The organism is Nannocystis pusilla (genome assembly GCF_026626665.1).
Taxonomy (GTDB): domain Bacteria; phylum Myxococcota_A; class Polyangia; order Nannocystales; family Nannocystaceae; genus Nannocystis; species Nannocystis pusilla.
The window spans coordinates 5,583,939-5,597,429 of the sequence record NZ_JAPNKE010000002.1 but is presented as its reverse complement, the minus strand read 5'-3'; the positions used below and the strand labels follow the sequence as shown (position 1 = coordinate 5,597,429).

Genomic DNA, 13,491 nt, shown 5'->3' with positions numbered 1-13,491 from the left:
CGAGCCTAACACGGTCGCGGGCCGCGAGATCAGGGCGCACGAAGCCGCGCAGGACGGCCAAGAGGCGCGTTCTGGCGGCCGACGGCCGGGTCCGCCCGCGGCGGCCTCAGATGTTGAGGACGCGGCCGCCGGCGTCGAGCGCCGCCTCCTTGACCACCTCCGACAGGGTCGGGTGGGCATGGACGCTGCGGGCGATGTCCTCGGCGCTGGCGGAGAACTCGATGGCGACCGCGGCCTCGGCGATGAGGTCGCCGGCGCGCGGGCCGATGATGTGGACGCCGAGGACGCGGTCGGTCTCGGCGTGGGCGAGGATCTTCACCATACCGTCGGTCTCGCCGAGCGCCTTGGCGCGGGCGTTGGCGAGGAACGGGAAGCTGCCCTTCTTGAACGGCACGCCGGCCTGCTTGAGCTCGGGCTCGGTCTTGCCGACGCTGGCGATCTCCGGGTGCGTGTAGATGATGTTGGGGATCGCGTCGTAGTTGACGTGGCCCGGCTGGCCGGCCATGCCCTCGACGGCGGCGATGCCCTCTTCCTCGGCCTTGTGTGCGAGCATCGGGCCGGGGATGACGTCGCCGATCGCCCAGATGCCGGGCACCGCGGTGGCGTAGTGGGCGTCGACCTGGACGAAGCCGCGGCGGTCGAGCTGGACGCCGACGGCCTCGGCGCCGAGGCCCTCGGTGTTGGGCTTGCGGCCGACGGCCACGAGCACGCGGTCGCCGGTGATCGTCTGTGACTGGCCGTCGGGCGCGGTGAAGGCGACCTCGACGGTGTCGCCCTTGCGGGTCGCGCCGGTGACCTTGACGCCGAGGCGGATGTCGAGGCCCTGCTTGGCGAACAGCTTGGCCGCGACCTTGCTGACGTCGGGGTCCATGATCGGCAGGAGCGCGGGCATGTACTCGAGCACCGTGACCTTGGCGCCGAGGCGGGCCCACACCGAGCCGAGCTCGAGGCCGATGACGCCGGCGCCGATGACGATCAGGTGCTCGGGCACGCTCGGGTAGGCGAGCGCGTGCGTCGAGTGGCCGATGCGGTCGCCGTCGAACGCGACGCCGGGGATGGTCGCCGGCACCGAGCCGGTGGCGATGAGGATCCGCTTCGTAGCGAGCACCTCGGTGGTCTCGCCCGCGACCTCGACCTTGCCCGGCGCGACGATCTTGCCGAGGCCCTTGGCCCAGTGGATCTTGTGCTTGCGGAACAGGCCCGCCACGCCGCCCGTGAGCTGTTTGACGATCTTGTCCTTGCGGCCCAGCATCGTCGGCAGGTCGAGCTCGACGCCGCCGATCTTGATGCCGTGCTCGGCCGAGTGCAGGCGCGCGGCGGCGAACCGCTCGCTCGACTCGAGCAGCGCCTTGCTCGGGATGCAGCCGACGTTGAGGCAGGTGCCGCCGAGGGTCGGGTCCTTCTCGACGCAGGCGGTGCGCAGGCCGAGCTGGGCGGCCCGGATGGCGGCGACGTAGCCGCCGGGGCCGGAGCCGATGACGACGAGATCGAAGGTCTCTTGGGACATGGTGTTATGGACCTGTCTTGGTGGACATGTCTTGACGGTCAGACGTCGAGGAGCAGGCGCTCGGGCGCCTCGATGCGCTCCTTGACGTGGACCAGGAACTGCACCGCCTCGCGGCCGTCGACCAGGCGGTGGTCGTAGGACAGCGCGAGGTACATGATCGGGCGGATCTCGACCTGGCCGTTCACCGCGACCGGGCGCTCGACGACGTTGTGGAGGCCGAGGATGCCGGTCTGCGGCGGGTTCAGGATCGGGGTCGACAGCATCGAGCCGTAGATGCCGCCGTTCGAGATCGTGAAGGTGCCGCCGCTGAGCTCGTCGAGCGTCAGCTTGTTCTCGCGGGCGCGCACGGCCAGGCGGGCGATCTCCTTCTCGATGTCGGCGAAGCCGAGCTGGTCGGCGCCGCGGACCACCGGGACGACCAGGCCCTTGCCGCCGCCGACGGCCACGCCGACGTCGTAGTAGCGCTTGTAGACGATGTCGTCGCCGCGGATCTCGGCGTTGACCGCCGGGTAGGCCTTGAGGGCCGACACCGCCGCCTTGACGAAGAACGACATGAAGCCGAGCTTGGCCCCGTGCTTGTCGACGAACCCCTGCTTGTAGTTGTTGCGCAGGCGGTACACGGCCGACATGTCGACCTCGTTGAAGGTCGTCAGGATCGCCGCGGTCTGCTGGGCCTGGACCAGCCGCTCGGCGACGCGCCGGCGCAGCGGGGTCATGGCGACGACCTCCTCGCGGCCGCCGGCCTGCGGGCGCGGGGCGGGCGGCGCGGCGGGCTTGCTCTCGGCCGCCGGCTTCTTGGCCTCGGCCGGCTGGGCCTGCGCGGGCTGGGCCTGCGCGGGCTTGCTCTCGGCCGCGGCGCGCTGGACGTCCTCCTTCAGCACGCGGCCGCCGCGGCCGGTGCCCTCGACCGCGCCGAGGTCGACGCCGGTGCGGCCGGCCTCGGCGCGCGCGGCCGGCATCGGCTCGCCGCCGGCCTTGGCCTGCGGCTGGGCCGGGGCCTGAGCCGAGGCTGACTGTTGGGACCTGTCCGAAGAGGCCTGTCCTGAAGCACCTGGCGCCGGGGACGTGCCCGAAGGGGCAGGTTCCGCGCCGGCCTCGCCGATGAGGCCGATGGTGTCGCCGACGTTGACCTTGGCGCCCTGCTGGGCGGAGAGCTCGGTGATCACGCCGGCGGCGGGCGAGGGGACCTCGACGGTGATCTTGTCGGTCTCGAGCTCGACGAGCGGCTGGTCGACGGTGACGCGGTCGCCGGCCTTGACGCGCCAGGACGAGACGACGGCCTCGGTGATGGACTCGCCGAGCGGCGGGACTTTGATCGGGCTAGGCATTGGCGGCACTCCGGGCGGCTTCGGGCAGGTTGGCGAAGGCTTCTTCGAGGATGAGCTTGCGTTCGTAGGCGTGGCTGTCGGGCGAGCCGGTCGCCGGGCTGGCGCTGGCGGCCCGGCCGATGTACTTGAGCGGGCGCTGCAGGTTGCGGGCGGCGAGGGCGTCGCCGAGGCAGCCGCGGACGAAGCTCCAGGCGCCCGAGTTGCGCGGCTCCTCCTGCACCCAGCACAGCTCGCGGGCGTTCGGGTAGCGGGCCAGGACCGCCAGGAGCGGCGCCTCGGGGAACGGGTAGAGCTGCTCGACGCGGACGACGGCGACGCGGCCCTCCTTCCGCTGCTCGCGCTCCTCGGCGAGGTCGTAGAAGATCTTGCCGCTGCACAGCATGACCCGCTCGACCTGGGCCGGCTCGACCCGCTCGTCGTCGATCACGCGGGCGAAGCCGCCGTCGGTGAACGCCTCGACCGGCGAGAACGACGGCCGCGAGCGCAGGAGGCTCTTCGGCGTCATCAGGATCAGCGGCTTGCGCCACGGCCGCAGCACCTGCCGCCGCAGCGCGTGGAACACCTGCGCCGGGGTGGTGAGGTTGCAGACCTGGATGTTGTCCTCGGCGCACAGCTGCAGGAACCGCTCGAGCCGCGCGCTCGAGTGCTCGGGGCCCTGGCCCTCGTAGCCGTGCGGCAGCATCAGCGTCAGGCCGCTGAGGCGGTTCCACTTGTCTTCGCTGGCGACGAGGAAGTTGTCGATGATGATCTGGGCGCCGTTGGCGAAGTCGCCGAACTGGGCCTCCCACACGATCAGCGACTCCGGCGAGCAGATGCTGTAGCCGAACTCGAACCCGAGCACGCCGTACTCCGACAGCGGGCTGTTGAAGATCTCGAAGCGCGCCTGGCCCTCGCCGAGCTCGTACAGCGGCGACCACGAGCGGCCGCTCTTGGTGTCGGTGTAGACGGCGTGGCGGTGGCTGAAGGTGCCGCGCTGGACGTCCTGGCCGGAGAAGCGGACCTGGTGGCCGGCCTTGAGCAGGCTGGCGTAGGCCAGCAACTCGGCGGCCTGCCACGTCAGCGGGGCTGCCCCGGAGTACATGTCCTTCAGTTCAGCCGCGAACCGCTGGACCTTGCTGTGCAGGTGGAAGTCCTCCGGCCAGCGGACGATCCGCTCGGCCAGCGCGTCGAGCTGCGGGCGCGGCAGGCGGGTCGGCACGTCGGGGGTGTCGCGGTCGGGGCCGCCGCGGTACTGGCTCCACACGCCGTGCATCGGCCGCAGCCGCGGCTTGTGGGCGTTCTCGCCGCGGGCCACCCCGAGCGCGCGGTCGAAGGTCGCCAGCCAGGCGCCGTCGATCGCCTCGGCGTCGGCGTTGCCGAGGGTGCCGCGGGCCAGCAGCTCGCGCTGGTAGATCGTGCGCACCGAGGCGTGCGCCTTGATCAGGTCGTACATCACCGGCTGGGTGAAGGTCGGGTCGTCGGCCTCGTTGTGGCCGAAGCGGCGGAAGCACACCAGGTCGACGATGACGTCGGTCTTGAAGCGCTGGCGGAACCCGGCGGCCAGCTTGGCGACCCACACCACGGCCTCGACGTCGTCGCCGTTGACGTGGAAGATCGGCACGTCGAGCATGTGGGCGATGCTGGTCGCGTAGGGCGTCGAGCGGGCGTCCTTCGGGTCGGTGGTGAAGCCGACCTGGTTGTTGACGACCAGGCGCACGCTGCCGCCGGTGCGGTAGCCCTCGAGGCGCGACAGGTTGAGGCTCTCCTGGACCACGCCCTGGCCGATGAAGGCGGCGTCGCCGTGGATCGTGAGGCCCATGACGCGGCTGCCGTCGGCGTCGCCGATCTGGTCCTGCTTGCCGCGCACGCGGCCGGCGATGACCGGGGTGATCGCCTCGAGGTGGCTCGGGTTGAAGGCCAGCGCCAGGTACATGTCGTGGCCGCGCGAGGTCTTGTACTCGCGGAAGTGGCCGAGGTGGTACTTGACGTCGCCAGCGCCGAGCAGCTCCTCCGGGTGGTTCGACTTCTCGAACTCGAGGAACACGTCCTCGAACGGCTTGCCCATGATGCTCATCAGCACGTTGAGGCGGCCGCGGTGGGCCATGCCGATGCACACCTCGCCGACGCCGAGCTCGGCCGACTCCTCGATGACGGTGTCGACCAGCGAGATCATCGACTCGGCGCCCGAGACCGAGAAGCGCTTGGCGCCGAGGATTGGTGTGGAGGAACTTGTCGACGTCCTCGACGCCGGCGAGCTGGTTGAGCAGCCGCAGCTGCTCGGCCGGCGCCGGCACGACCTTGTTCTCGCAGGCCTCCATGCGCGCCTGCAGCCAGGTGCGCTGCTCGAGGTTCTGCATGTGCCAGTACTCGACGCCGATGCTGCGGCAGTAGGTGTTCTGCAGCTTGGTGAAGATCTGGCGCAGGGTCGCGCGCCGGCCCGGCATGAGCAGCCCGGGGTCGAACTCGCGGTCCATGTGCTCCTCGCCGAGGCCGAAGTAGGCCGGGTCGAGGCCGGTGGCCGGGGCCTCGCGCGGGCGACCGAGCGGGTCGATCTGCGCCGCGGTGTGGCCGTGCAGCCGGTAGTGCTCGATCAGCTTGTCGACGCGGCTCTGCAGGAGCAGCTGCTCGGCCTCGCGGCTGTCGACCCGGAGCGCCGCGGGGGCCTTGCCCCCGCCGGCGCTCAGCTCCCGCAAGATCGGCACCCACTGCGGATCGACCGAGTTCGGGTCGTTCTCGTAGGCCTCGTACAGGGCCTCGAGGAAGGCGAGGTTGTGCCCGCTGAGCGTGGATTCGATATCCATAGGCGCGGCCGCAGCATACTCGTTTGCGCGTTCGAGACAACGCAGCGGGGCCTCGCGGCCGCGATCGTTTTCTCTGCGGAGATCGCGCGGCGGACAGCCGACCTCGCGCCGCAGCGGCGGCGGCTCGCCCGCGCGGGCGTCACGCGGGGGTTTCGGCGCGGCTCGCCGTGCGAGGCCTCGGCGGCGCGTCGCGGCCGGCTGCCGAGGGCTCGCGTCGGTCCCGCGGCGCGCGCGAGGGCGCAGGCCCGAGGCGAGGCTCGCGGCGCGACTTGCCGCCCCCTTCACCGCCGATTTGTGTCACGCTTCGCCCACGATGAGTTCGAAGGCAAACCTCGACGTCCTGAGCCGCCAGGTCGCGTACTCCGGTGAAGGGATCTCCGTCAAGTCGCTCGAGACGGACATCCAAAAAGAACGCACGATCCAGGACAACAAGGTCGAGGAGCTCAAGGTCCTTCGCGAACGCAACGTGAACATCCAATCCGCGATGGCGGAAGAGCTGAAGAAGCTGCGCAAGTTCAGCGACTATCTCAACGGGACCGCCACGAACGGCGGGTTCTGGGCCGGCTTCAAGGAGGTCCTCAGCTACATCCCCGGGCTCGGGTCGATGAGCATGAGCCAGCGGTCGATCGAGGAGCTGCTGAAGGCCCAGTACCAGATCTCGGCCCGCCGCGTGAAAGAGGCCGCCGAGTACGTCGACACGCTCAAGCAGAGCGAGCAGGACCTTTACAAAGAGATCGACCGCATCAACGTGCGCATCGTCGAGATGGCCAAGAACGAGCGCGAGGCGCTGAATTACGTGCTCGAGCTGAAGGCGCTGCAGGAGCAGCTCGAGGGCGAGGAGCAGGCCGTCGAGGCCGGCAGCGTCGAGCAGCGCGACATCCAGGCCAACATCGACAAGGTGCGGGCCAAGCTCGCCGAGCACTCGACCAACGTGCAGCTGTACGGCTCGGCCGAGGAGCGCTACGCCCGCCTCAAAGAGAACACCCGCAAGCTGGCCGACACCATCCGCAACCTGGCCCAGGACATCCAGCAGTACACCACGGCGTCGTCGATCAAGCTCGACATGGCCTCGGCCCAGATCCAGGCGATCGGCCGCGCCGCCGACGCGTCGACCGTCATGCTCGAGATGAAGCGCAGCCTCGACGTCATGACCGAGTCGATGAACGTCACCACACAATTCGTCAGCGACACCCAGATCTTCTTCCGCACCAACCTCGACACGTTCATCAACGAGCTCGACACCTTCGACGAGAAGACCTCGACGGTGCTCGAGGACAACCTCCGCAAGTCCAAGGAGGTCGAGGACGCGCGGATCCAGGCCGCCATCGACAAGGCGGTCAAGCGCTCCGGCGCCCCGGCCGCTTCGCCGCCGTCCCCGTCCGGCGCGTGACGCCTCCGCCGAGGTCGCGATGACGGTCGTCGCGTTGCACACCCAGGCGCTCGTCCAGCCCGAGGCGGCGACCTACCTCGATCTGCTCGGCCGCTCGCTGCACGCGGCCCGCCTGTCGAACGGATTCCCCGAGCGCCGCCCGCTGCAGCAGTCGCTCGAGACGCTGGCCGAGTCGCTGCGCCTCGGGCTCCACGGCGAGCTGTACGTCGACTCGCGCGCCGGCCTGCCCAACCTCGCCAGCTTCACCCGGCCGCTGACCGACAAGAGCGTGGCCCGCGAGTCGCTGGCCCGCATGGGCGACCGCGCCGCGCTGCAGGCCCGCGCCGGCGAGGCGGAGCTGTTCGCCCGCCTGGCCGCGAAGCACGCCTACTACGAGAAGCTGCAGGACCGCGAGCTGGCGCCGGTCGACGACCATCGCGTGCTGCTGCGCCGCCACGACCCGGCCAGCGGCACCGCGGCGTTCCGCATCGAGCTGACCAAGCTCGACGCCAGCGGGGTGTACGTGCGCCTGCAGATCGAGCTGACGCAGGTGTCGTCGCTGTGGCGGCGCAAGGTGATCGACCTCGCCGAGGACGGCGAGACGGCGGCCGCCAACGAGGCGTTCCGGTCGATGGTGTACCGCTGCGCCGACCTCGACGCCGAGGCGCTGTTCATGCGCCTGCACGGGGCCGAGGGCGTGAGCGTCGAGCGGGTCCAGCGCGGGGTGATCGGGCCGGTGCTGTTCGCCATGCCGACCGGCAGCGGGGTCCAGGTGATCCGCACCGCCGAGGCCCCGGACGACGCGCTCGGCCGCGAGTGGCACGCGTGGTCGGTCGGCGCCGGCGCTGCCGAGCACGAGCGGCCCGAGCTGCTCGCCGCGTTCGCCACCGACTCGGCCGCGCTCGACATCCGCGAGGAACGCAGCAACGACCCGATTTCGCCGCTCCTGCGCGACCGGCTGCGAGATCAGGAGCAGGCGCGTTATCGCGCGCTGCGCGAGCGCTACCCGTTCAAGGTGTTCAAGGACCGCAAATTCGTGGCGACGCCGGGGCTCAAGGCGGTCGCCCACGCGACCTGCGCGGCGGCTGGCACCAAGAACATGATCTATGCGCTCCAGCTCGCCTGAGGCACCGACGTCCGATCGGACCTCGTCACCTTCGGCGGGTTCGGGTTTGCGTTCGCGCGCGCTTTGGCCAATCATCGCTAGACGAGCGCCGCACGCGCCGGCCGAAGGAGAAGATCATGCTTAAGTACGTTCAGTTCACCGTCATCGGCGCCGCCCTGGCGCTGGGAGCCTGTGGGGACGACGAGGGGAAGGGCAGCGGGACCAACGTCACCAACCCGAGCACCAACCCGACCAACGACGCGACCGAGGGCGACACCTCGACCGGGACCAGCGACCAGACCTCGAACGGGACGACGACCGCTCCCGGCACGACGACGGCGCCGGAGCCGACCACTGGGGTCGCCACCGATGCGACCGACTCCGGTGTCGGCACCGAGAGCTCCGGCTCCTTCATCACCCCGCCCGACGGCGGCGGCGGCGTGAAGGAGTGCGACGTGTGGACGCAAGACTGCCCGCCCGGGCAGAAGTGCATGCCGTGGGCCGACAACGGCAGCAGCTCGTGGAACGCCACCAAGTGCTCGCCGGTCGACGCCAACCCGGGCAAGGAAGGCGACCCGTGCACGGTCGAGGGCAGCGCGGTCAGCGGCGTCGACAGCTGCGACGTCGGCCTGCTCTGCTGGTACTTCGACGAGAACAACAACGGCTCCTGCATCGACATGTGCAAGGGCACGCCCGACGCGCCGAGCTGCGACATGGGCCAGACCTGCGACGTGTCGAACGACGGCGTGCTGATCCTCTGCCTCGAGACCTGCGACCCGCTGGTCCAGAGCTGCCCGGCCGGCCAGATCTGCTTCTGGGACGGCCTCGATCAGTTCATCTGCGACTTCGACGCCAGCGGCGACATGGGCGCCTACGGCGATCCGTGCGCGTACATCAACGTGTGCGACTACGGCCTGTACTGCGCCACGCCCGAGTCCGTGCCCGGCTGCGACAACGCCGACGGCTGCTGCAGCTCGTACTGCAACCTCCAGGAGCCCAACACCTGCCCCGGCGCGGACGGCGGCCAGGAGTGCGTGCCCTGGTACACCGAGGGCATGGCCCCTCCGGGACAGGAGAACATCGGCGCGTGCGCCGTCCCGGTGTGACGCCCGAGCGCGAGCTCGCGTAACAGATCGAAGGGACATGTCCTCGCGGGCATGTCCCTTCGGCGTTAAGATGTCCGGAGGGACAGGCTGTCCGGAGGGACAGGCGGCCGCGGCTCACTCGTCGCCGACGGGGAACAGCGGCGGCTTGGGCTTGCCGCGGTACTCCGGGCCGATCTGGCCCCACACCAGCCAGATCGCCAGCCAGGTCGAGGGCAGCAGGACCATGAACTCGGGGTAGACGCGCATGACGAGGAAAGCCATGGCGACCAGCGACAGCGCGCCGACGGCGAGGTTGGCCCAGCGGGCGCGCAGGGCCCCGAACTTCTTGTTGCGCAGGTTCGAGACCATCAGCAGCGCGCCGACGATCATCGCCCACGGGAAGGCGCACCACACGTCGGGCCCGAGCTGCAGGTCGCCGAACAAGCGGCCCTCGGCGAACCGGTCGGGCGCGGCGAGCGGGTTGTCGGGCCCGCCGTACTTGATGCAGACGAGGAACCAGTTGACGAGCAGGCCGGCGGCGAGGGTGGTCGGCACGCCGTGGAAGATGGTCTTGTCGGTGACCTCGGCGTCGCTGAGGACGTTGAAGCGGGCCAGCCGCACCGCGGCGGCGGCCAGCCACAGGCCGGCGGCCAGCAGCGCCCAGGCGAGGCCCGAACCTGACCCGAAGGGCAGGCCGGGCGTGGAGCTCAGCGCGGTCAACACCAAAAACGGCGGGACCACGCCGAAGTTGAAGAAGTCGGCGAACGAGTCCATCTGCACGCCGAAGCTGCTGGTGGCCTGCAGCCGGCGGGCGACGAAGCCGTCGGCCCGGTCGAGGAAGGTCGAGAAGAGCAGCAGCCAGGCGGCCGCGACGTAGTCGCCGCGGTGCGTGAGCAGCATCGCCCCGAGACCGCAGGCCATGGCGCCCACGGTGATGAAGTTCGGCGCGAGATACGGGACCTTCGACATGACGCGCCTCAGCCGGCGACCCGCGCCGGACCGAGCACCGCCAGCAGCCGGGCGGTGACCTCGTCGGGCGAGCCGACGCCGTCGACCCGCTTCAGCAGGCCCTTGGCCTCGTAGAACGGGACGATCGGCGCGGTCTCACGGTGGTACTTGTCGAGCCGCGCGGTCACGGCGGCCTCGAAGTCGTCGCTGCGGTGGACCAGCCGCGCGATGGCGTCGGACGGCGGCGGGTTGAACTTGAGGTGATAGATGGCGCCGGTGTCGGGGTCGCTGCGCCGGCCGGTGACGCGCTCGACGATCAGCGAGTCCGGGACCTCGAACAGGACGACGGCGTCGAGCGCGACCCCGGCGGCGGCGAGCGCGACGTCCAGCGCCTCGGCCTGCGGCCGGGTGCGCGGGAAGCCGTCGAGCAGGAACCCGCGGGCGCAGTCGGGCCGCTGGATCCGCTCGATCACCATGCCGATGACCACGTCGTCCGGGACGAGGTCGCCGCGCTTCATCGCCGCGTCGGCCTTCTTGCCCAGCTCGGTGCCGTTGCGGACCGCCTCGCGCAACATGTCCCCGGAGGAGATGTGGGGGATCCCGTGGGTCGAGACGATGTACTGGGCCTGGGTGCCTTTGCCGGCGCCGGGCGGGCCGATGAGGATCGTGCGCATAGAGGAGAAGCTCGCAGGTGGTGCGGGCCCCGCCGCGCTCATGCGCGAAAAGGCCCGTTGGCGCGGCAACTGTGACACGGGCCCGCGGGGACCCGCAAGGTTTCCGACCGCGCGCCCGGCGACCCCGGTGCGGCAGAAACCGCGTCACAGGGCCGCTAGAGGCCGGCACGCGGCTGCGCACCGTCGTCGCGGCGGGCGAGGAGCGCGGAGAAAGAAGATCGGCGCGCAGCTCGCGATCGCGGCGCGTGCTCCCGCGCCGTGCCGCGAAACCAGCCGCACAGGCCGGCCGGCGACGGCGAGGCAGCTCGAGCACCTGGGCACCCGAGTCGAGACGACTTCAGCTCCGGACGACCGATCGCTACGGCCGGTCGAGCGCAGGCCGACGCCGCAGGTCTGCCAGTCGAGGCACCGGGCCGAGACGACGGTCGCCGCGTCGGGACCCGGTCGGCGCAGGTCTGCCAGTCGAGGCGCCGGGTCGAGACGACTGCCGCCACTTCAGGACCAGGTCGGAGAAGACTGCCAGTCGAGGGGCTTGCGCGACGTCGGGACGAGGCGGCTGCCGATCCGCGGTCGAGACGACGGCGACGCTCGCCCGCGTGGCGGCGTCGGAGCGAGCCCGGATCACGGGGGCCGAATGCGAGCGGCTCGCCAGGAGGGCGAGCCGCGTCGAGGCAGAAGTAAGGATCGAGCCGCCGCGCCGATCAGTGGACGTACTGCACGAGCAGCGAGTTGCCGCCGGCGTGGCTGGCCGCGGCGCCCGGGTGGGCCGGCGCGACCACGGGCTCGCCGAAGGTCTCGCTGAGGAACACGCGAGCGCGGATCCGGGGCCCGTCGTGCACCGGCGACAGACCGGCCTTGCGCATCAACGCGGCCAGGAAGTCGTGCGGGCGCGGCAGCTGCCGCCACACCACCGGCAAGAACACGGCCTGGCGCGAGCCGATGCCGAGGATCACGCCGTCGCGGCCGGGCGTGATGGTCTCGGCGATGGCGTCGAAGCCGACGCACTCGAGCTGCTGCGGCTCGCCGAGGATCGAGATCTCCCCGTTCATGCGGTGCCAGCGAGACGGACGCGCCGGCGAGGTCCGCGGATCGTGGAGGCCCGCCTGCACGGCGTAGCGCACGACGGCCTGCTCGAGGTTGGGCCACGGCTCGAGCGAGCCGATGCAACCGACCAGCTCGCGCACGTCGTGCCACGAGACGAACACTCGCGCCGGCGCCTCGAGACGAGGGTCCTCGTCAGGGCGCTCGGCCACGCCGACCGCAAGACCCGTGGCGTCCGGATCTTTCGCGGCCATGGCGTCGCGCAACGCCCGGCGGGCGAGGTGAAGCAGCCAGCGACGCGCCGCTTCGGAGAGCGGCTCGGGGAAGGGGGCTTTTGCCATGTCCAACGCCGGCGAACTATGGATCCTTCGGGCGGCGACGTCGACGGAAAAATGCGGGCGGCGGCGTCGCGATCCGGCGCCGTCTCGCCGAGCTCGCCGACCGCGGTGGCCGCCGGGCAGCTGTCCGTGCGCGGGGTCCCATTCTCGAGGCGACGGGGTCCTCTCGCCGCGTCGCGACGAGCGACCCGGCGAGGCGGCGGCGCCGGCGTCGAGCGCCGCGTCGCCGGACTCCATGCGGCGGAGTTCCAGCGCCGGACGGGTCGAGAGGCGCCCGCGTGGGGCTCCGACGGCGGCCGCGGGGAGAGGCGCTCGCGGGGCTGCGATGCGGGCGGCGTCAGAGAGGGCCGGCGGGGCTCCGACGCCGGCTGCGGCGAGAGCCGTCCCGCGTGGCTCCGCCGCGGGATCGGGGCGCGGCCTATCGGCGGGCGAGGGGGTCGAGATCTCCGAGCTGTCCGAAGGGACAGGCGAGAGCGGGCTCGCATGACGCGGCGCCGCGGCACCGGTCGCCTCGCTCGCGCCTGGCCGGCGGGGGAGGCTGGTGTGACGCTGCGGCAGAGTTGTCTCGCGGCGGGTCCTTCGGCGCAGCGCGTGGTCGCGAGCTCCGGCGGCCCAGCGCCGAAGAGGGGCGGATGGCACGTGTCCGCGAGCTCCGGCGGCCTGACGCTCGGACGCGAATCACTGCCGAGTCGGGCCGCGTGGTCGTGAGCTCGGCGGCCTGGCGTACGGCTGGAATCACCGCCGCCCTGGCCACCGAGGTGGCGCTCGGGCGGGGCTCACCGCGACGCGGACGGCTGGCAGTTCACGACGACCGGCGGGGGACGGTCGCGTGGCACTTCCGGCTCGGAGGCGGGGTCGATGCCCGGTCGGCACGCGCGCCGGCGCGCAGGTCGGTGTGCCCGCGGCGCCGGGGATGGGATACAACAGGACCCGTGAGCACCCTGGATCGGATCGCCAGCATCGACGAGTTCTGGACCCGCGAGTTCGCGTACTACCTGCACGAGCACCGCCACCCGCTCAACCGGCTGACCCACATGTTCGGGGTGCCGATCCTGGTGGTGACCGGCGTCGGCGCCGTGGCCACGCTGAGCTGGAAGATGTTCGTGATCGGCTGGACGATCGGCTGGGCGTTCCAGATCGCCGGGCATCGCATCGAGGGCAACAAGCCGGCGCTGCTCAAGCGGCCGATCTCGTGGCTCATGGGGCCCGTGATGGTCATGGTCGAGTTCCTCGAGCTGGCCGGGCTGCACTTCGGCTTCGCCCGCCGCGCTCGCACGATCGTCGGGCTTTGAGCGCCGATCTCGCGCTGGTATGGT

10 protein-coding genes and 1 pseudogene are annotated in these 13,491 nt (G+C 71.2%); 4 read left to right on the top strand and 7 right to left on the bottom strand.

Features of this window, described 5'->3' with window-relative positions; translation table 11 throughout:
- Positions 1-106 precede the first annotated feature (106 nt).
- The 4 genes and pseudogenes from lpdA to OV079_RS54380 all read right to left on the bottom strand — a co-directional run.
- Positions 107-1,507 carry a dihydrolipoyl dehydrogenase gene (lpdA, locus tag OV079_RS24820; RefSeq protein ID WP_267771329.1) on the bottom strand — a complete coding sequence of 467 codons (1,401 nt, stop codon included), beginning with the start codon at positions 1,505-1,507 and terminating at the stop codon, positions 107-109.
- 38 nt (positions 1,508-1,545) lie between these two features.
- Positions 1,546-2,835, bottom strand: a complete 1,290-nt coding sequence (gene odhB / locus OV079_RS24815) for a 2-oxoglutarate dehydrogenase complex dihydrolipoyllysine-residue succinyltransferase (RefSeq protein ID WP_267771328.1) — start codon at positions 2,833-2,835, stop codon at positions 1,546-1,548.
- Positions 2,828-4,987 (bottom strand): 2-oxoglutarate dehydrogenase E1 component, encoded by a 2,160-nt coding sequence (locus tag OV079_RS24810; protein ID WP_276602793.1) that lies wholly within the window; start codon positions 4,985-4,987, stop codon positions 2,828-2,830. The genes odhB and OV079_RS24810 overlap by 8 nt, the downstream gene beginning before the upstream one ends.
- A 556-nt stretch (positions 4,988-5,543) precedes the next feature.
- Positions 5,544-5,615 (bottom strand): annotated as a pseudogene (locus OV079_RS54380) (hypothetical protein); the annotation flags it as partial.
- 313 nt (positions 5,616-5,928) lie between these two features.
- Here OV079_RS54380 and OV079_RS24805 point away from each other — a divergent pair.
- The 3 genes from OV079_RS24805 (at position 5,929) to OV079_RS24795 (ending at position 9,195) form a co-directional block, all read left to right on the top strand.
- Positions 5,929-7,005 (top strand): hypothetical protein, encoded by a 1,077-nt coding sequence (locus OV079_RS24805; protein ID WP_267771327.1) that lies wholly within the window; start codon positions 5,929-5,931, stop codon positions 7,003-7,005.
- A gap of 19 nt (positions 7,006-7,024) precedes the next feature.
- Positions 7,025-8,110 carry a hypothetical protein gene (locus OV079_RS24800; RefSeq protein ID WP_267771326.1) on the top strand — a complete coding sequence of 362 codons (1,086 nt, stop codon included), beginning with the start codon at positions 7,025-7,027 and terminating at the stop codon, positions 8,108-8,110.
- A 116-nt stretch (positions 8,111-8,226) separates the two neighbouring features.
- On the top strand, positions 8,227-9,195 hold the full coding sequence (locus tag OV079_RS24795) for a hypothetical protein (protein WP_267771325.1): 969 nt from the start codon (positions 8,227-8,229) through the stop codon (positions 9,193-9,195).
- Positions 9,196-9,309: 114 nt separating this feature from the next.
- Here the strand turns inward: OV079_RS24795 and OV079_RS24790 are convergent, their stop codons facing one another.
- From OV079_RS24790 to amrA, 3 genes are all read right to left on the bottom strand, one after another.
- Positions 9,310-10,143: a CDP-alcohol phosphatidyltransferase family protein gene (locus OV079_RS24790; RefSeq protein WP_267771324.1), complete on the bottom strand. Its 834-nt coding sequence runs from the start codon at positions 10,141-10,143 to the stop codon at positions 9,310-9,312.
- Positions 10,144-10,151: 8 nt separating this feature from the next.
- A complete protein-coding gene (locus OV079_RS24785; protein ID WP_267771323.1) occupies positions 10,152-10,796 on the bottom strand; it encodes an adenylate kinase in 645 nt (214 codons plus the stop codon).
- A 701-nt stretch (positions 10,797-11,497) separates the two neighbouring features.
- Positions 11,498-12,178 (bottom strand): AmmeMemoRadiSam system protein A, encoded by a 681-nt coding sequence (gene amrA / locus OV079_RS24780; protein WP_267778633.1) that lies wholly within the window; start codon positions 12,176-12,178, stop codon positions 11,498-11,500.
- Positions 12,179-13,107: 929 nt separating this feature from the next.
- Between amrA and OV079_RS24775 the strand changes: the two genes are divergently transcribed.
- Positions 13,108-13,467 (top strand): DUF962 domain-containing protein, encoded by a 360-nt coding sequence (locus OV079_RS24775; RefSeq protein WP_267709823.1) that lies wholly within the window; start codon positions 13,108-13,110, stop codon positions 13,465-13,467.
- Positions 13,468-13,491 lie beyond the last annotated feature (24 nt).